This is a genomic window from Megasphaera sp. SW808 (genome assembly GCF_012027795.1).
Lineage (GTDB): Bacteria > Bacillota > Negativicutes > Veillonellales > Megasphaeraceae > Megasphaera > Megasphaera stantonii.
This window is the reverse complement of record NZ_SJOT01000015.1, coordinates 1-19,443: the sequence shown is the minus strand read 5'-3', so window position 1 is coordinate 19,443 and position 19,443 is coordinate 1. Positions and strand designations below refer to the sequence as shown.

Annotated in this window: 16 protein-coding genes; all 16 read right to left on the bottom strand. The window is 55.5% G+C overall.

Going from position 1 to position 19,443, the window contains the following annotated elements:
- Positions 1-15 precede the first annotated feature (15 nt).
- Positions 16-2,175 (bottom strand): ornithine decarboxylase, encoded by a 2,160-nt coding sequence (gene speC / locus E0L13_RS06970; protein WP_095629742.1) that lies wholly within the window; start codon positions 2,173-2,175, stop codon positions 16-18.
- Positions 2,176-2,338: 163 nt separating this feature from the next.
- Entirely contained in the window at positions 2,339-3,505 is a 1,167-nt protein-coding gene (locus tag E0L13_RS06965) for an acetylornithine/succinylornithine family transaminase (RefSeq protein ID WP_206081567.1), read from the bottom strand.
- Between the two features lie 41 nt (positions 3,506-3,546).
- Positions 3,547-4,422, bottom strand: coding sequence for an acetylglutamate kinase (gene argB, locus E0L13_RS06960; RefSeq protein WP_087477652.1), 876 nt, complete (start codon positions 4,420-4,422; stop codon positions 3,547-3,549).
- A gap of 126 nt (positions 4,423-4,548) precedes the next feature.
- A complete protein-coding gene (locus E0L13_RS06955; RefSeq protein WP_107196203.1) occupies positions 4,549-5,268 on the bottom strand; it encodes an arginine biosynthesis protein ArgJ in 720 nt (239 codons plus the stop codon).
- Between the two features lie 29 nt (positions 5,269-5,297).
- Complete coding sequence (argC, locus tag E0L13_RS06950) at positions 5,298-6,245, bottom strand: N-acetyl-gamma-glutamyl-phosphate reductase (RefSeq protein ID WP_168061293.1); 948 nt, start codon at positions 6,243-6,245, stop codon at positions 5,298-5,300.
- A gap of 293 nt (positions 6,246-6,538) precedes the next feature.
- Positions 6,539-9,745 carry a carbamoyl-phosphate synthase large subunit gene (carB, locus tag E0L13_RS06945; protein ID WP_168061291.1) on the bottom strand — a complete coding sequence of 1,069 codons (3,207 nt, stop codon included), beginning with the start codon at positions 9,743-9,745 and terminating at the stop codon, positions 6,539-6,541.
- Between the two features lies 1 nt (position 9,746).
- Positions 9,747-10,805: a glutamine-hydrolyzing carbamoyl-phosphate synthase small subunit gene (gene carA, locus E0L13_RS06940; protein WP_168061288.1), complete on the bottom strand. Its 1,059-nt coding sequence runs from the start codon at positions 10,803-10,805 to the stop codon at positions 9,747-9,749.
- A complete protein-coding gene (locus E0L13_RS06935) occupies positions 10,802-12,091 on the bottom strand; it encodes a dihydroorotase (protein WP_095629736.1) in 1,290 nt (429 codons plus the stop codon). The genes carA and E0L13_RS06935 overlap by 4 nt, the downstream gene beginning before the upstream one ends.
- On the bottom strand, positions 12,075-13,019 hold the full coding sequence (locus tag E0L13_RS06930; RefSeq protein WP_107196198.1) for an aspartate carbamoyltransferase catalytic subunit: 945 nt from the start codon (positions 13,017-13,019) through the stop codon (positions 12,075-12,077). Before E0L13_RS06930 ends, E0L13_RS06935 begins: the two co-directional genes overlap by 17 nt.
- Positions 13,020-13,277: 258 nt before the next feature.
- Positions 13,278-13,799, bottom strand: a complete 522-nt coding sequence (locus tag E0L13_RS06925; RefSeq protein ID WP_168061286.1) for a copper amine oxidase N-terminal domain-containing protein — start codon at positions 13,797-13,799, stop codon at positions 13,278-13,280.
- Positions 13,800-13,825: 26 nt separating this feature from the next.
- Complete coding sequence (locus tag E0L13_RS06920) at positions 13,826-14,725, bottom strand: EamA family transporter (protein ID WP_168061284.1); 900 nt, start codon at positions 14,723-14,725, stop codon at positions 13,826-13,828.
- Between the two features lie 123 nt (positions 14,726-14,848).
- Positions 14,849-15,787, bottom strand: coding sequence for a hypothetical protein (locus E0L13_RS06915; protein WP_087477641.1), 939 nt, complete (start codon positions 15,785-15,787; stop codon positions 14,849-14,851).
- A gap of 18 nt (positions 15,788-15,805) precedes the next feature.
- Entirely contained in the window at positions 15,806-16,393 is a 588-nt protein-coding gene (pyrE, locus tag E0L13_RS06910; protein WP_168061282.1) for an orotate phosphoribosyltransferase, read from the bottom strand.
- 4 nt (positions 16,394-16,397) lie between these two features.
- Positions 16,398-17,111 (bottom strand): orotidine-5'-phosphate decarboxylase, encoded by a 714-nt coding sequence (gene pyrF, locus E0L13_RS06905; protein WP_168061280.1) that lies wholly within the window; start codon positions 17,109-17,111, stop codon positions 16,398-16,400.
- Between the two features lie 226 nt (positions 17,112-17,337).
- Positions 17,338-17,877: a phosphatase PAP2 family protein gene (locus tag E0L13_RS06900; protein ID WP_168061278.1), complete on the bottom strand. Its 540-nt coding sequence runs from the start codon at positions 17,875-17,877 to the stop codon at positions 17,338-17,340.
- 122 nt (positions 17,878-17,999) lie between these two features.
- Complete coding sequence (locus E0L13_RS06895) at positions 18,000-18,773, bottom strand: class D beta-lactamase (RefSeq protein WP_168061276.1); 774 nt, start codon at positions 18,771-18,773, stop codon at positions 18,000-18,002.
- Positions 18,774-19,443: the final 670 nt, after the last annotated feature.

Here is a 19,443-nt window from a genome sequence, read left to right as displayed (position 1 = left end):
GTTTACCATATCGTTTTATTCTTTCAGCACGTAGCCGTAGGCGTGGACGCGGCCGTCGTCTTCGTGTTCCAGGTACACGCCCTGGATTTCCGAGGCAAAGCCGGGAAGCTCGTTGAGCCCTTCTTCGAGGGCCTTGAAATACTGGACGGCCGTCGGCGACCACCGTTCGCCCGGCACGACGCAGAGGACGCCCGGCGGATAGGGCAGGGCCCCTTCAAGGGCGATCCGGCCTTCCAGCTCGTCGAGAGGCACGAGCTCGCCTTGTCCGCGAATAAAGGCGTGCTGCGCTTCCTGCGGCGTCATGACGTATTCGGGGAAATAGTCGCGGCGGAACAGCTTCTTCTGCAAATCCTTTACATTTCTCGCCTTGTAGAAATCGTGCATTTCCTGGCAGAGCTGCTGGATCGTGTAGCCGGCGTAGCGTGCCGGATGGGAGTTGTACACGCCCAGGAGGACTTCCTGCATGGGCACGTTGTTGTCGACAAACCGTTCGAATCGGACGAGCTGCGACGTCAGGAAGCGGAGCTTATTCCAGTTTTCCGCCGGCGTCAGCAGGAACAGGATGGAATTCAGGTCGCACTTTTCCGGAATGACGCCGTTGCCCCGCAGGTACGTCGCCAGGATATTAGCGTGGATGCCGAAGTCTTCATACTCGCCCGTCTCGGCGTCGATGCCCGGCGTCGTGAGCAGGAGCTTGCACGGGTCGACGCGGTACTGGTCCGGGCCGTAGCCTTCAAAGGCATGCCATTTCGCGCCCGGCTCAAAGGTGAAGTAAGCGATGTCGTCGGCCATCTGCTCCGTGTCGCCGTCCTGCCAGGGCTTTCCGTGCACCGTCGGCGCGATGAACGGCTTGATATAGTGGCAGCGCTGGAGGATGCTCTTGCGGGCGTCAATGCCCAGCTTCACGCAGTCGCGCCACATCTTCCGGCCAGCATCGCCCGAATGGATTTTGGCGTTGACGGCGATAGTGGCGAACATGGGATAAAAGGGGCTCGTCGAGGCATTGGCCATGAAAGCGTTGTTAAAGGTCTTATGGTTGCAGTAGCGCTTTTGGTCGTGGATGTGATTGTCCTTTTTATGAATCTGCGAGGCCTGGGAAAAGCCGGCCTGCTGCTTGTGAACCGACTGGGTCACCATGATGCCCGGGTCGTCGCCGTGCAGATCCAGCAGCAGGGGCGAGCTGTCCCGCAGCATGGGGATAAACTGCTCGTAGCCGACCCAGGCCGAGTCGAACAGGATATAATCGCAAAGATGGCCTATCTTGTCGACGACGTAGCGGGCGTTGTACAGCGTGCCGTCGTAAGTGCCGAGCTGAATGACGGCCAGGCGGAAAGGCCGGGGCTGCTTCGCCTTTTCCGGATCCCGTTCAGCAGCCAGCTCGCGCAGGTAGGCTTCGTCGAAGCAATGGGCGTCGATGCCGCCGATAAAGCCGTAGGGATTGCGGGCCGTTTCCAAATATACCGGCGTCGCCCCGGCCTGGATGAGGGCGCCGATGGCTACGGATTTATGGTTGTTCCGGTCGTACAGCACCAGGTCGCCCGGCGTCAGCAAGGCGTTCGTCACGACCTTATTGGACGACGACGAGCCGTTGAGGACGAAATAGGTCTTATCGGCGTGGAACACCTCGGCAGCAAAATCCTGGGCTTCCAGGGCCGGCCCTTCATGGATGAGCAAATCGCCCAGCGTAACGTCGGCGTTGCATATATCGGATTGGAAAATATGGGGACCGTAGAAATCATAGAGATAGCGTCCTGCCGGATGCTTCTTGAAAAATTCGCCGTCCTGATGGCCAGGGCAGTCGAAAGGATTGTTTTTTTCGCTCACGTACTCTACGAGGTCGGCGAAAAAGGGCGGCAGGACAAACTGCTCGTAGTTGCTGGCCAGCCGCTCTGCCGTAGAAATGCAGCGGCTCTTGTTGACCATTTCCTCCGTAATGACGGCGTCGACCTTGCCGATATATTTTTCCGGAAGCCGTTCGCCGCCAGGCATGATAATCATGATGGGAATGCCGAAGCCCGTCGCATCGATCTTGTCGATGTAGGCGAAGTCCTGGTCGGACAACACGGCGACGGCTACGTCGGTAAAGTCCGTCTGTTCGACAGGTACGATTTCCCTGTCGCTGTCTACGAAGTAGTATTGTACGTCAAAGCTGTACGCTATCTTTAAATGTTTCATATCTAGTCTCCTTATCCTCTTCCTTTACTTTTTATAGTTTTTATGGGGCATACTTCATTTTAAAACAATAGGGCCGTCCCTGACAAGACTTGCCGGAAAATTAACCGCTTACAGGTAATACAAAAAGCGAGCCCTGCAGGACTCGCCTTTTTCAGCATAGGTATTATTCTGCGTCAATGACGTCTTTCACGATGGCAACGGCTTTTTTCAAGACATCCCAGGGAATGTTGAGGGGCGGCAGGAGGCGCAGCAGGCCGTTGGCCGTCAGGACCAGGACGCCCTTGTCCACGCATTCCTTTACGACGGTTCCCAAGTCCTTCTTGAGCTTCACGCCGATCATCAGGCCCATGCCCGACACGAATTCGACGTTTTGGCAGCCTTCCAGCTCGGCCTTGATATACGCGCCCTTTTCCCGTACTTCGGCCATCAATGTGTCGTCCAGCCGTTCGATGATGGAGATAGCCCCGGCGGCGCAGATCGGGTTGCCGCCGAAGGTCGAGCCGTGGGTATGATCCGTCAGCGTATATTGGCAGGAATCGGCGAACATCGTCGCCGCAAAGGGCAATCCGCCGCCGATAGCCTTGGCCGTCGTGACGATATCGGGATGAATGCCGTAATTCATGTAGGCGTACAGCGCGCCTGTACGGCCGTTGCCGGTTTGTACTTCGTCGATGATGACCAGGATATCCTTTTCATGGGCATAGTCGACGACGGCGCGGACAAAGGCCGGGTCGAGAGGATGGACGCCGCCTTCACCCTGTACCAGTTCCATCATGACAGCGCAGACGTTATTCTCTTCAGCCAGGGCCTTGACCGATTCGAAGTTATCCGCTTCGGCGTAGACGAAGCCGTCCAGGAAGGGGCCGAAATCCTGATGGAGCTCATCTTGGCCGCAGGCCGTCAGCGTGGCCATCGTCCGGCCGTGGAAGCTGTTTTTCAGCGTGATGATCGTATAGCGTCCGTCGCCGTATTTGTCGTGAGAATATTTGCGGGCCGCCTTGATGGCGCATTCGTTCGATTCTGCGCCGGAGTTGGAAAAGAAGACCTTTTTCATACCCGTCTTTTCGCAGAGCATTTTTGCCAGGATGACCTGGGGTTCCGTGTAAAATACGTTGGAAATATGGCTCAGCTTGTTGAGCTGGGCCATCACGGCGTCTTTCCAGGCGTCGTCGCAGACGCCGAAGACGTTGACGGCGATGCCGGCGCTGAGGTCGATATACTCCTTGCCGTTGACGTCGTACAGGACGGAGCCCTTGCCGTGATCCAGCACGGCGTCCATCCGGTTGTATACGTTTACGATATATTCTTTATCTGCAGCTTTAAAATCCATAGCCAATTCGCACATCTCCTTTTTTTTCATGCAATAGCCGTTCAGCGGCCTTCGGAATACTTGTTGACAAACATCGTGCCCAGGCCTTCTTCTGTCAGCAGCTCGATCAGGATAGCGTGGGGAACCATGCCGTTGACGATAAAGACCTTCTTGACGCCGGCCTGAATGGCGTCGATGCAGCACTGCACCTTGGGAATCATGCCGCCGGCGATGACGCCTTCTTTTTTCAGCTGGTCCGCCTGGGCCAGGGTGAGGTCCGTAATCAGCGACGACGGGTCGTCCTTATCGCGCAGGACGCCGTCGATGTTCGTCATGGACACCATGCATTCGGCGTTAAGGGCGCCGGCAATTTCAGCCGCCGCCGTATCGGCGTTGATGTTGTAGGCCTGCCCATTTTTATCCGTACCGATCGTGGCGATGACGGGAATGTAGCCCTTATCCAGATTATCCTGAATGATTTCAACGTCCAGCGACGTAATCTTGCCGACGAAGCCCAGGTCGTCGCTCTGCTTGCGGACGCGGATCATCCGGTCGTCGAGGCCGCACAGGCCGATGGCGTTGCCGCCCATCGAGCCGATGAGGCTGACTAAATCCTTATTGACCTGGCCGGCCAGTACCATCTGGACGATTTTCATCGTTTCGGCGTCGGTAACCCGCAGGCCGTCGATGAACTTCGATTCGATGCCGACGCGGTCCAATACTTCCTTGATGTGCGGGCCGCCGCCATGCACCAGGACGACCTTGATGCCGATGAGGTTGAGCAGGACGATGTCGCCCATTACAGCCCGTTTCAGGCTTTCGTTGACCATCGCGTTGCCGCCGTATTTGACGACGACGATTTTGCCGCTGTATTTTTTAATATACGGCAGGGCGTTCATCAAAATCTGCGCCTTCTGGGCGTTCGTTACCGATTGGATATCGTGCATTGCTATGTCTTTATACTCTGTCATTTACCTTTCCCCCAGTACAAAAATGTAACGTGGTACAAGAAACTGCGTTCCCGCAATTTCATTGTACCACGCAGTCCTTTCAGATTCTGCTGCTCAGCTGCAGGCCTGTAAGGCCGGCTGGAATCCCAGCTGCAGCATAGTGCGCTTCATGGCCTGGGCCAGCGACGCGCCTCCGACCGGCTCGGACGCCATGCCGTTGGCCAGGGCAATAATCGTATACCCTTCCGTATTGATCGCGCCCGTACAGGCTGCCAGGGCGTCCCGCAGCTGCTGCGGCGTCGCTGCGGCATCCGTCGTGAGGATGCACAGTCCCGGCTTCGCCTCGGTGCCGTCGGCGGCCATGCCGTTCATATGAACGGAGCCGCTTCCCAGCGACACGGCGCTGTCCGTCATATCGCCTAAGTTGTCGATGACCGCGCCGACCTGAGCGCCGTGAGACGGCGAAAGCGACGCGCCTAAGGTTTCCAGGCTGTCGATGAGGCGGGACGGGCGGAAATGCTGGCCTTTTACGCCGCTGGCGACGAAGGCCACGTCCTGGGCGCCTATCGCCAAGTACTGCGACGCCGCGCTGCATACTTCCTGCTGGATTTCCTGTCCCCGCAGGCCTTCGGGAAGGGCCGCCCCGTTGTGCAGCAGCAGGGCCTTTCCCGCGCTCTGCCATACGCCCTGAGCGCTGGAGACGACGATGGAGCAGTTTGTACGGCTTACGATCATAGCCAAATCCAATCGCACGCGGCTGTCGCAAAGGCCGCTGTACGTACCGGCCGCGCTGAATCCTTGCGGTAAGCAGCTGTCATCATATACCTGTTTCATACTAACTCCACCTTTCTATGGCTGCGTCTTTACTTCGTTATCTGTAATCCTGTCGTCGGGTCGAGGCCCAACATGATGTTCATATTCTGAATCGCCGCGCCGGAAGCGCCTTTTCCCAAGTTATCGAACAAGGCCGTCACGACGACGCGCTGGTCATTGCCCGTCACGAGAATTTCCATATCATCGTATCCGCTCATGGCGTTGGCCGCGACGAAGCCGCTCTTGTCTTCGCCGAAGGGAAGGACGCGGACGATGGGGCTTCCTTCGTAATGAGCCGCCAAGGCCTGCCAGACGTCCTGCGCCGACGGTGTTCCCTTCAGCAAATGAGTAAACAAGGGAACCATGACTTCCATGCCGCTGTAGTAATCGTCGACGATGGGAGAGAAAATCGGCTCCTGAGCCAGGCCGCAGACTGCGACGATTTCCTTCAAGTGCTTGTGCTGCTGCGTCAGGCCGTATTGGCGGGGCGAGAACAACTCCTCGCCTTTATCCGCTCCCTCATACTGGGCGATCATCTTCTTGCCGCCGCCGCTGTAACCCGTCAGGGACACGGCGCTTATGGGATACTCTTCCGGCAGGATGCCGGCCTGTACCAGCGGCTGGACGACGGCGATGACGCCGCTGGCGTGGCAGCCCGGGTTGGCGACGCGGTCGCTTTCTGCGATGGCCTGATACTGAGCCGGTGACAATTCAGGGAAGCCGTAGGTCCAGCCATCGGCCGTACGGTGCGCCGTCGACGTGTCGATGAGGCGGACCTGGCAGTCGGCCGCGATAGCGACGGCTTCTTTCGCCGCCCCGTCGGGAAGGCACAAGAACGCCAAATCGGCCTTCTTCATGCATTCCGCAATCGCTTCGGGCTCCTTCCGCAGCTCGTCGGCGATGGGAACCAGCTCGATATCCTCGCGGCTCTTCAGCCGTTCGTGAATTCTAAGCCCCGTCGTACCTTCATGACCATGTATAAATACCTTTGTCTTCACCTTTCATGCACCTCTATACCTTATTGCCCCGCGTCTTTACCTTTTTCTTGCCGCGGCGGCGTTTTGATGAATTTTTATTCATTATAATTGCATTTTAATAGTTTGTCAAGATTTATGCAGGATTTTTTACATAAAAATAACCCCTTTGCCTCTATTCTCACAGGAAATACACGCTGTTTGTTATATTTTTTCGAATTTCTTCGATAATTTCTGTAAAAAGACAAAAAAGACCGCAGGAACCTGTTTCCAAGTTCCTGCAGTCTGCATATGTAGTACGTCCTAACGCATATTTTTTAACGATCCATGTCGTAATCCTGCAAGGCGGCGACGTGATGATAGCCGTCGTTTTTGCCTTTATTGGCGAAAACGCGCAGTACTTCGCGGGCCGTGTCGAGAGACGTCAGGCAGGGAACGGCCAATTCAACGGCCATGCGGCGCAGGTTGAAGCCGTCCCGTTCGGGATGCTTGCCGAAGGTCAGCGTATTGACGACCAAGTCGATCTTGCCGTTGCGGATGAGCGTCGCAATGTTCTGCCCGCTTTCATGAATCTTGCGGACGACGTCGACGGGCATGCCGTGGTCGTTGAAGTACTGGCCCGTGCCTTCCGTAGCGATGATGTGATAGCCCAGTTCCTTGAAGCCGTGAGCCAGCTGCAGGGCTTCTTCCTTATCGCGGTCGGCGACGGTGACGAGAATCGTACCGCCGGCAGGGATGCGCATCTTCGCGCCGTTGACGGCTTTGTACAGGGCTTCGGAATAGGTCTTGCCGATACCCATGACTTCGCCAGTCGATTTCATTTCCGGCCCGAGGGCGATTTCCGCCAGGCCGATCTTGCTGAAGGAGAATACAGGCGCTTTAGCGGCGACGTGGCCCTTAGCCGGCAGGAGGCCGCTGCCGTAGCCCATGTCTTTCAGCGTTTCGCCCAAGGCGATGCGCGTCGCGACTTCGACGATAGGGAAATGCGTTACCTTGCTCAGGAAGGGAACCGTACGGCTCGAACGGGGATTTACTTCGATGATGTACAGCTTGCCCTTCGATACGACGAACTGGATGTTGACGGCGCCTTTGACCTGCAGTTCCAGGGAGATGCGCGTCGTGTAGTCGACGATCTGGTCGATCATTTCCTGGTCAAGGTGCTGCGGCGGATAGACGGCGATGGAGTCGCCCGAATGGACGCCGGCCCGTTCGACCTGTTCCATAATGCCGGGGATGAAGACGTCCGTGCCGTCGGCAACGGCGTCGACTTCGACTTCGCGGCCCGTCATGTATTCGTCGATAAGGATCGGATGGTCCGGCGAGGCGATAACGGCTTCGCGCAGGTACCGTTCCAGTTCTTTTTCATTATATACGATTTCCATGGCCCGGCCGCCGAGAACGTAAGACGGACGGACGATGAGGGGGAATTCCAATTCCTGCGAAACCCTCATGGCTTCGCTGTCGCTGGTGGCGATGCGGCCGTCAGGACGGGGAATGTTCAGCTTCGCCAAGACTTCGTCAAACCGTTCGCGGTCTTCGGCCCGGTCCATGCCTTCGACGGACGTGCCGAGGACCTTGACGCCCCGTTTTGCCAGAGGGGCCGCCAGGTTGATAGCCGTCTGGCCGCCGAACTGGCAGATGACGCCGACGGGCTTTTCCTTGTCGATGACGGCCATGACGTCTTCTACGGTCAGCGGTTCAAAGTACAGGCTGTCGGACGTATCGAAGTCCGTACTTACCGTTTCTGGGTTGTTGTTGACGATGATGCTGTTCATGCCGGCCTTGCGCAGCGCCCAGGCAGAGTGGACGGAGCAATAGTCGAATTCGATGCCCTGGCCGATGCGGATCGGGCCGGAGCCGAGAACGACGACGCTCTTGTCGCCCAGAGGCTTAACTTCGTCTTCGGCGGCATAGCAGGAATAGTAGTACGGCGTAGCCGCTTCAAATTCGGCGGCGCAGGTGTCTACCATCTTGAAGGTCGGCGTAATGCCCTTTTCCTGACGGAAGGCCCGTACTTCGTCTTCCGCCTTGCCGGCAAAGCCGGCGACGACGGCATCGGGCATGCTGTACCGTTTAGCCAGCCGGACGTTGTCTTCCGTAAGGCCCTGTTTCTTCAAGGCTTCTTCCAGGTCGACGATGTTCTTCAGCTTGCTGAGGAACCACATGTCGTAGCCCGTAATATAGTGAATCTTTTCTTCGCTGAGGCCGAGGCGCAGAGCCTGGGTGACGACGAAGAGCCGTTCGTCGTCCTGCTTCTGCAGGAGCTCGGCGATTTCGATGAGGGATTTGCTTTCCAGCTTTTTCAGCGTCAGGTAGTTCACGCCGATTTCCAGGGAACGGACAGCCTTGAGGAGAGCCCCTTCAAAGCAGCGGTCTAAGGCCATGACTTCGCCGGTAGCCTTCATCTGCGTTCCCAGGGTCTTGTCGGCCAAGGCAAATTTTTCGAAGGGCCAGCGGGGGAACTTGACGACGCAGTAGTCGAGGGTCGGTTCGAAGCAGGCCGTCGTCTTGCCCGTGACGGCGTTGGTAATCTGATCCAGCGTCAGGCCCGTAGCGACTTTCGCCGCAACCTTGGCGATGGGATAGCCCGTCGCCTTGGAGGCCAGGGCCGATGAACGGCTGACGCGGGGGTTTACTTCGATGACGTAGTACTGGTTGCTGTTCGGGTCGAGGGCGTACTGTACGTTGCAGCCCCCTTCGATTTTCAGGCGGCGGATGATGGCCAGAGACGCCGTGCGCAGCATCTGGTACTGCAAGTCGTTCAGTGTCTGGCTCGGCGCGACGACGATGGAGTCGCCCGTATGAACGCCGACGGGGTCGATGTTTTCCATGTTGCAGACGATGATGCAGTTGTCCGCTTTATCGCGCATGACTTCGTATTCGATTTCTTTCCAGCCGGCAACGGACCGTTCGACGAGGATCTGGTTGATCGGGCTGAGCTTGATGCCGCGGGTCGCGATCATGAACAGCTCGTCTTCGTCATGGGCGATGCCGCCGCCCGTGCCGCCGAGAGTAAAGGCCGGACGGACGATGATCGGGTAGCCGATTTTATCGGCGAAATCGATGGCCGACTGGACGTCTTCAAAGATGTCGCTTTCCGGCACGGGCTGGTTGATGTCCTTCATGGCTTCCTTAAAGAGCTCGCGGTCTTCCGCTTCCTTAATGGCCGAAAGGTGGGTGCCCAGCAATGTTACGTTGTATTTTTCCAGCACGCCGGCGTTCGCCAGTTCGACGGCCATGTTCAGGCCGACCTGGCCGCCCAGGGTCGCCAACAGTCCGTCGGGACGTTCTTTTTCAATGACTTCCGTCACGTAATCAAGGGAAATCGGTTCGATATATACGCGGTCGGCAATATCTTCGTCCGTCATGATCGTCGCCGGGTTGCTGTTGATGAGGACGACTTCCAGGCCTTCTTCCTTCAAAGCCCGGCAAGCCTGCGTGCCGGCATAGTCAAATTCTGCGGCCTGGCCGATAATGATAGGGCCGGATCCGATCACGAGAACTTTCTTCAATCCTTCTATCATGTTAATTTTCCTCCATCATCTTGATAAATTGTTCAAATAAATACAAGTTATCAGTCGGTCCCGGCGATGCTTCCGGATGGTACTGCACGCACATGATATGTTGTTCCGGCACTTCGAAGCCTTCCAGCGTATTGTCGTGCAGGTTGCGGTGCGTAATGACGACGTTGTCCGGCAGGGACGCTTCGTCGATGACGTAGCCGTGGTTCTGCGACGTAATGTATACGCGGTTCGTGCGGATATCCTTGACCGGATGGTTGGCGCCGCGATGGCCGAAGGTCAGCTTGCGGCTCTTGCCGCCCAGCGCCAGGCCCAGCATCTGCAGGCCGAGGCAAATGCCGAAGATAGGCTTCTTGCCGATTAATTTCTTGACTTCTTCTACGATGTAAGGAACATCCTTCGGGTCGCCGGGGCCGTTGCTGAGGAAAATGCCGTCGGGATTGATGGCCAGTACGTCTTCGGCCTTCGTTTCCGCCGGGAAAATCGTCAGGCGGCAGCCGTTGCGGACCAAATCGCGGAGGATGTTGGTCTTCGCGCCGTAGTCCATGACGGCGACGTGGAATTTGCCGCTGCCCATGTGCTTGATGTCCCGCGTCGTGACGCGGCGGACGAGCTGCGTTTCCAAGGGCGTGTCAAACAGTTCCTTGACGGCGCTTTCGCTCATCGTTTCGGGAACGATGACCCCCTTCATGACGCCGTGGCTGCGGATCGCCCGCGTCACGGCGCGGGTGTCGACGCCGTACAGGCAGGGAATGTGGTGCGTCCGGATGAACGTCGCCAGCTCGCCTTCGTTCTGCCAGTTACTCGGCGCATCGCAGAGCTCGCCGACGACGAAGCCTGCTGCGTAGGGGCGGTCGGCCTGTTCGATTTCGTGGAACAAGCCGTAGTTGCCGATCAGCGGGTAGGTCATCGTAATGATCTGGCTGGCATAGGACGGGTCCGTAAAGGTTTCCTGATAGCCCGTCATACCCGTATTAAATACGACTTCGCCGACAGCCGGTTCGCTCATCAGCATCTGGCCGTAAAATTTCTGTCCATTCTCTAATATGAGAATTCCTTTCATCGTAAGACCTCCCCATCTTTCATTACAAAGGCGCCGTCGACGACTGTCGCTACGGCCTTGCCTTTAAATATCATTTCATCAAAGGGCGACGCTTTGCCTTTGGAGTAGAATGCCGATGCGTCTACGGTCCATTCTTTGTCGAGGTCGAGAATCGTCAGGTCCGCGTCTTTACCCGGAGCGATGACGCCGGCGTCGAGGCGCAGGATCTTGGCCTGAGCCGTAGACATGGCGTTGACGATCGTCATGAGGTCGACTTCGCCCGTATGATACAAGTAGGTCAGTACGGCGCCGACGCTCGTTTCGAGGCCCACAAAGCCGCTGGGAGCCAGGTTGAATTCCTGATCCTTTTCTTCCCATTCGTGAGGCGCGTGGTCCGTGACGATGGCGTCGATAGTGCCGTCTTTCAAGCCTTCTACGACGGCAGCGCGGTGGTCGTCCGAGCGCAGGGGCGGGTTGACCTTAAAGCGTGTTTCAAAGGAGCGAATCGCTTCGTCCGTCAGGATCATATGCTGAGGCGTCGCTTCCGCCGTGACGTGGAGGCCTTTTTTCTTGGCCTGCCGTACCATGTCGACGGCGTTTTTCGTGCTGATATGGGCGATGTGAACGGGCGTGCCCGTCGCTTCGGCCAACAGGATGTCGCGGGCTACGGCGATGTCTTCGGCGACGGCCGGACGGCCCTTAATGCCCAGCTGATTGGACACGACGCCTTCGTGCATATTGCCGCCGGCGACGAGTTCCGTTTCTTCGCAGTGGTCGATGATTACCTTATCGAACATGCTGGCGTATTCCATCGCCTTGCGCATGAAGTCGGAGTTTTCGACGAAGCGGCCGTCGTCAGAGAAAGCAACGACGCCGGCCTTGACCATGCCGCCCATGCCGGACAGCTCCTGGCCTTCCAGGTTCTTGGAAATCGCGCCGATGACTTCGACCTTGACGACGCCTTCTTTTTCCGCTTTATATTTCAGGCCTTCTACGATAATGGCCTTGTCGATGACCGGGCTGGTGTTGGGCATCGTAGCGACACGGGTAATGCCGCCGGCCGCCGCGGCCCTCGTGCCCGTAGCGATGGTTTCCTTCGCCGACTGGCCGGGCTGGCGGAGATGGACGTGCATGTCGATAAAGCCCGGCGCTACGACCAAGCCCGACGCGTCGTATACTTCGGCTCCTTCTGCCGGAAGATTCGTTCCTACGGCTTTGATTTTGCCGTCTTCAATGAGGATATCGCATATTTCATCTTGCTGTACAGCCGGGTTGACTACCCTGCCGCCTTTAACGAGTAATGTCAACGTCATCGCCTCCTATGATTGTCAAATACAGAACTGCCATCCGGACGGACACGCCGTTTTTAACCTGTTCCTGAATGGCCGAATGGTCGCTGTAGCACGTGTCCGTGTCGATTTCTATGCCGCGGTTCATCGGGCCGGGATGCATGACAAGGACGTCGTCCTTAGCCAGGGCCAGTCGCTTCTGGTTGATGCCGAAAAGGGAATTGTATTCGCCGGCGCTGGGGAAGAACCCGATGCCCTGCCGTTCCTTCTGAATGCGGAGAACATTGATGACGTCGGCATCCTGAATAGCTTCCTCCAGGTTGTAGTGAACGGTGACGCCCATGGATTCCAGCTCCGGCTGGAGCAGCGTGCGGGGGCCGACGAGGTGCACGTCAGCGCCCATGGTCTGCAAGCCGTAAATATTGGAGCGGGCTACGCGGCCGTGGTCAATATCGCCGACGATGACGACTTTCAGTCCTTCTATACGGCCCTTCGCTTCCTGAATAGTAAACAAGTCGAGAAGGCCCTGCGTCGGGTGTTCGTGCGCGCCGTCGCCGGCGTTGATGATGATCGGGTCGACGCATCGGCGGGCAAACCAGGGAGAGCCTTCCTGCTTCTGCCGCATGACGATGGCGTCTACGCCCATAGCCGTAACGGTAAGCAGCGTGTCGCGGAAGCTTTCGCCCTTCTGAATAGAGCTGCCGCGGGGCGTAAAGTTGATGACGTCGGCGCCTAAGTATTTTGCCGCCATTTCAAAAGAACCGCGCGTACGCGTGCTCGGTTCCCAGAACATATTGACGACAGACTTGCCCTTGAGCAGCGACAGCTTCTTATCGCCGCTGTTGACGACGGCCTTCATCTTCTTTGCTACTCGCAGTATCAATTCAATTTCTTCTTTTGGTACTCCTTGCAGCCCTAACAGGCTTTTTCCTTGGATACTAGCCATTGGAATCCTCCTTATAAAAAAAGACCTTTGCCGAAAGGCAAAGGTCATATCCATATCGCATGCATGGCAAACATATGTCCCTTTTTAGCCTCTCTGGACTATATTAAAGGTACAGTCATAAATATGGTGATGAATAACCCGGCCTCTCTGGACCGACAGTCTATTCTCTCTTATTATTGTATCTACCCATTCCTATAAAGTCAAGATTTTTTTATCTACCTATAAGGCCAATTTAGGGTCGGCCTCTTCCGGCCCGCCTCAGGGCGCCCCGTGCAGGTATACTTCCTGCGGCGCGATGACCAGGCTGCCTTCCTCGATAAACACGTCGTTAAAAAAGGCTTCGAACAGCTTGGCCGGCACATACAGCATGCCCTCGACGTTTTCCGGCCCGATACCGTATTGGTAAATGTGATTCAGGTTCACCGTCTTCAGCGAGCCGATGCGCTCGTACATATCGACGCCGGGATAGAGGTGCATGTAGACCGTATTCGCCTCGATAAAGGCGCACTGTTTTTCTTCATCCCAGGCAACAGTATAGCCCAGCTGCTCCGCTACGGGACGAAGGGGCACCATGAGAACGCCGTTTTTCTCATACACCGGAGCCGTAAGAGGCGTCTGGGCGCTGTTCCGGCCGATAAGAATCGTATACTCCGGCAAGATCTGGCCGGACGTTTGCACCGTAAGGGCTGGCTGCATCGATTCTGCCGCCGTATCCGCCGCGCCGGCCGGGGCCGCGCAGAGCAGGCAGAACGCCAAGCCAGCTATATAATGTAGTCTCATAGCATATCCCTCCTTGAGATTTCCTGCTATCCCCCGACATGCTGCCGGGCCATGACTAAGAACACCGTCATGAGAACGCAGACGAACCCGATTAATTCGGGAATATAAAATACAGTCCCCAGCACCAGGGCGGAAACGACGGACGCCGAAACAGGCTCCAGCGTACCGATGAGCGTAGCCTTAATCGGGCCGATATCCCCGACGCCCCGCAGGAATAAGATAAAGGTCAAGTCCGTGCCGATTAAAATGACGGCGGCAAAGATGATATATCCGGCCGTATCTAATACGGACGGCGTATTCCAAGGCTGGATAAACAGCGAAAACAGCGTTCCGCCGACGAGAAGGCTCAGCGCGTTGACCGGCACGCTGCCCCATTTCCAGACCAGATTCTGCGCCAAAAAGGAATAGCATACCGTCGCCACAGCTGCTGCCAGCCCCCACTGCAGCCCCTCCGGCGACAGGGCCATCCGGGATAAGTCGCCGTGCGTCGCAATGAGAACGACGCCAACGAGGGCCAGGACGATGGACAGGCCTTCGCGGAAGTCGGGAAGACGCCGCGTCCGCAGGCAGACGATGACCGCCATCATGACGACGCTCAGAGTCTGCAAGATCCCCGCTGTGCCGGCATTCGAGTATTGAATGCACTTGAGAAACGACACCTGACTGAGCAGGAGCCCCATCAGACTGTATCCCAGCATCGAGATGCAGTCCTTTTTATTCTTCAAGATATTCAGCATCGTCTTGTATTCCCTGCCGGCCAGCAGGGTTAGTACCAGTCCGGCGCAAACCATGCGGATGCTGGTCAGCCAAAAGGGATCGACGCCGTAACGGCTCAGCAAATACTGGCCGGCCGTCCCCGACATACCCCAGATGATAGCTCCGCCACCGGAACAAAGATATCCGCGCATCATGCTGCGCTTAGCCATAGTACCGCTCCTTTCTTCTTGCCTGTAATTGTATCACAGAGACTGCGCCTTAGCCAGTCGGCGCAAAAAGAAAACACAGCAACTTCATGAAGAAATTGCTGTGTTTCATCCACATGTGTGTGATTAGAAATGAAGCAGCCCGCCGCTTTCGTTCGAAACGGGGACGGCTAAGATACCCGTCGGCTGGGGCTGGGAAATCAAAAAGATCAGCGCCGCCACGATAGCCAGGGCGATGGTCACGCGCGAGAAAACGCCCCGTTCGCTGTATTCCGGCACGCCGAAAAAGCGGATGCCGATGGACGCACCGATCGTCGCGAACAACGCGCCTACGGAGAAATACCGATACATGCCGTAAGCCAGGATCAATCCGACGATGGACGCCGCGTTGATGACGATGGGATAGCAGCGCGCCAGCATCGACTGGTTGGCGCGGCGCATGCTCATGAGCCAGTCCGTCGCATCGATGCCGACCAGGCCGGTAATAAAGGTCGAAGCGTACAAAATACCGTCCCACTGCGATTCCAGCCTGCGGCGGTCGCCGGCAATCCACATCAATACCGTCAGCAGCAAAATCGCCACGCCGGCGACGAGGTAGTAGTACTGCTCGGGAATAAACTGAATGACGAAAACGCCGACAAGGACGCATACGCTGGCGACAGCGCTCATCTGCACGAGCTGCTGCTTCGTCGGACGAATCTTCTTATTCATGCTGGTATAAATCTTAGCGAAGATTTCCAGCAGGAAGACGACGACAAAGAAGACGATGCCCAAAAACGGGCTGAGCAGCGCCAACCCCAGGGTAATCACCAGCGGGATAATAAACTTGACCCCCGGAAAGATGATGAAGGTCTTCATCGTCATGACGTGCTGCTGCGAATACACCGTAAAGTAGGTAAAGGTATTAAACAACAGCATGGCGACGATGGTCTCGCCGGGCTTCGCCCCCATGTACAGGAAGATCATGAGCAGGTACATGCTCATGTTGATGCCTGTAAAACGGGCAAATACGGCGGACATCAAGCCGTACATCAAAAACGGTAGAATTACTGAAAAGATATCCATTCTTACATCTCCTGCTTCTTATTTCAAATGATGGCTGCCCCGTTCCGTCATGGGAAGGCCTTCCTTGCACAACGGGCAATCGTCGGGCTGATACGTAGGAACAGTCAAATGAAGCAGGGCCTGTACGTCTTCCTTCGGCACGCCGAATTCGGCCTTGCCGCCGCTGCGGTCTACGAGGAGGCCGACGCCGACGATGACGCCGCCGGCTTTTTTAACGACGTTGACGACTTCCTGTACGGAGCCGCCCGTCGTGACGATGTCTTCTACGATGAGGACGCGTTCGCCCGGTTCGATGCGGAAGCCGCGGCGCAGCGTCATGACGCCTTTTTCCCGTTCTGTAAAGATGGCCCGCGTGCCTAAGGCCTTGCCTACTTCATGAGCCAGCAAGATACCGCCGGTCATCGGCCCCATGACAGTCTGGACATTTTTGTCCTTAAACCGTTCTGCCAATTCCTTGCAGAGCTTTTCCGTATATTCCGGATGCTGGAGGACGTTGAATTTTTCAACGTACAGCGGGCTGTGAAGGCCCGACGTCAATAAGAAATGGCCTTCCAATACGGCTTTCGTGTCTACTAATAACTGTCTTACTTCTGCTTCTGTCATCATGATGCTATACCCCCTGGATTTCTTCTAATATTTTGCGAACGGCATCCCGCGGTTCGTCAGCCTTCGTAATGGGCCGTCCGATTACTAAGTGGGATGCGCCGTCCTGCAGCGCCTGCCGCGGCATCGTAAACCGCTTCTGGTCGTTAGCGACGGCAAAGGACGGGCGAATACCCGGCGTAACGATGAGGAAATCGGAACCGTTCATTTCACGGATAGCCTTCGCTTCGTACGGCGACGAAACGGTGCCATCGATGCCGGCTTCCTTCGCCAGCTTAGCCAGGCGGAGAACCGTTTCGGCAATCTCATATTTCCCGCCTATTTCTTCCCAGCACGCTTCGTCGATGCTGGTCAGCACCGTGACAGCCAGCAAGCGGGGCCGTTCGATGCCCAGCTTTTCCGCTTCGTTGCGGACGGCTTCTGCAGCGGCTTCCATCATCGCCCTGCCGCCTGTGCCGTGAAGGGTCATGAGATCAGCTCCCAGCCGGGTCAAGGCACGAATGCTCTGGCCAACCGTATTCGGAATGTCGTGCACCTTCAAATCGAGGAACACGTGCTTTCCCTGGTCCTTTAAATAGCGAACAGCGTCCGGGCCGGCGCTGTAAAATAATTCCATGCCGACTTTATAGAAGGAAACGCTGTCACCCAACGATTCGACAAGCTTCTTCATGTCGTCTAAAGAATGTACGTCTAAAGCCGTTATAATGCGATTATCTGCCATTCGTAACCCTCCGCGCAAAAAAATAAACTGCATAAGCCCCATACTGCATGGGCATATCTAATTAATTATGTCACGTTTTACCATACCTGTCAATTTACTTTTCCATCTGGCAGTCCGCATTTTCTTCTCCGCATTTTCGGCATATGGACAAGTTTTCAGTTTAGCTTATTGATACAAAAAAATGCTGACGATACCCCCATACGGACTATCGCCAGCTCATCAACATTTATAAAAACAAATTTTCCTTCCGCCTCTCCATAAAGTGCTGCAACGCTGAACTTGCAAGCCACCCTATCGCGATGCCGAGTATCAGGCCGCCCAAGACGTCGGAAGGATAATGCACGTATAAATACAACCTTGAATATCCAATGAGAAACGCTATTACGACGGCCGGACGCCACCATAGAGAACGAGCAAAGAATAATGCTGCCGTCGCCGCAAAGGATGCTCCTGTATGTCCGGATGGAAATGAAAAATCTACAGGCCGCGCGATAAGGAGCTGCACTGCCGTATTGACGTCACATGGACGGACGCGAGAAACCATCGGTTTTAGCAACAAATTGCAGCATATCGCTTCCAACACCAAAGCCAATGCGACAGCCAGTCCGGCGCGGCGAGTCTTTGGAAAGATTATCATAACGCCAGCGCAAATAATCCATATGGCCCCGCCGTTTCCTAAAGCCGTAATCCACGGCATAATACTGTCGAAAAACGGCGTCCGTCCATAGCGTTGTATCCACTCTAATACATAAAATTCCGCATCCATAGAAAATCCTCCTATCTATCGGGCCATGTCACCAGTATAGATATAGATAAGAGGATTAAATAAAACATTGGCAGCTCTTAAATAAAACAAAAATAAATATTATGAATTTCTAAAAAAATAGATTACATCTTCTTTTCCAGGTCGTAAAAGCCCCTATCAGAAATAATTGACAAGGCAATTTCCCTCGCCTTGTCACTCGTAGCCTTCGGGTTGTCCAGATCATCTAACCGAACAGCAAAATACACCGTCTTTCCATTCGTTTCATATAGCCCGACAAACCAGGCGTCCGCATTCTTTCCATCGACTCGTCCGAAACCGGTCTTGCCGTACACCTTCAAACTCGTCGCCGCGTCGTCTCGCGTCAGCATCAGCAGTTTTAACGTATCGGCAATCTCGCCCTTCGCCGGATCTTCCATGATGCGCCGCAGCACTTCAATTTGTTCCTTCGGGGAGATCTTTAAGGACGACTCCAGCCAAAAGCCTTTTAAGCCAGTTAACGGCTCTCCCTCGTTTAAATCGCCCTGCCAGTCGGAAATATCCCTGTTGCCATAGTTCATCTCGTCGATATAGGCCTGCATCACAGGCTGCCCAATGTCATCTATGACCTGCCGGTAATACCAGACGCAGGATTGCCGAAAGGCGTCGGGCAATCCAATATCGCGATTCCACGGCTCATACCAGTACGCCGTCCCATTCCATTTCCGTACGGAATCATTCATCTGGATTACGCCCGTATCTACCCCGACGTAGGTAGAAAAAATTTTAAAAGTCGAACAGGGCGACGAGCGTTTTTCGCTGAGCTCCTTTTGGTATACGGCATAGGCGTCGGCCTCGGGATAATAGAAAATAGCCGTGCCGTTTACGCCGTTGAAATACTCCTGCCAATTAATTTCCACCGTCGTTTCTGCAGCAGTATGACCGGTGCCTGCGGAAAAGAATATTGCCGTCAGACAGTATGTGAAAATAAAAAATCTTTTAAATGGATTGGTCTGCATTTTTTCATTACCTCTTCTTTAAACTCATACCATATACGTCTCCTGCTGACGGTCGTCTTACCTATCAGTCGGACCGGCACGCATGCATATGTTGCTGTCACATATCCCGTTTACGTCAGCGGTCCGACATAAGTGACTCACACTCGTTTGCGCGTCGCTGTCTATCTGTCGAGTGTATCTCCATCAGGGCTTCGAATCGGCAGGCTTTGCGGCATAAACCTATCAGCATTCTATCTCATGTGTCCCGATTCGAAGTACGCGGCTCACTACCGTTTGCGCGTCGCTCCGCTCCTTCAAACGGTGTTCCCTGCTTATGCTTATCCCAGGAACCTGAAAGGGTAGGAAGTCACACATATAAAAAAAGAACGCATACACATTGTATACGTCTCCTGCTGGCGGTCGTCTCACCTATCAGTCGGACCGGCACGCATGCATATGTTGCTGTCATATATCCCGTTCACGTCAGCGGTCCGACATAAGCGATTCGCACAGTTTTGCGCGTCGCTGCCGCTCCTTCAAAACTGGCTCTCTGCTTATCCCAGGGCTTGCCCTGGGTAGATGGGAGGTCGTG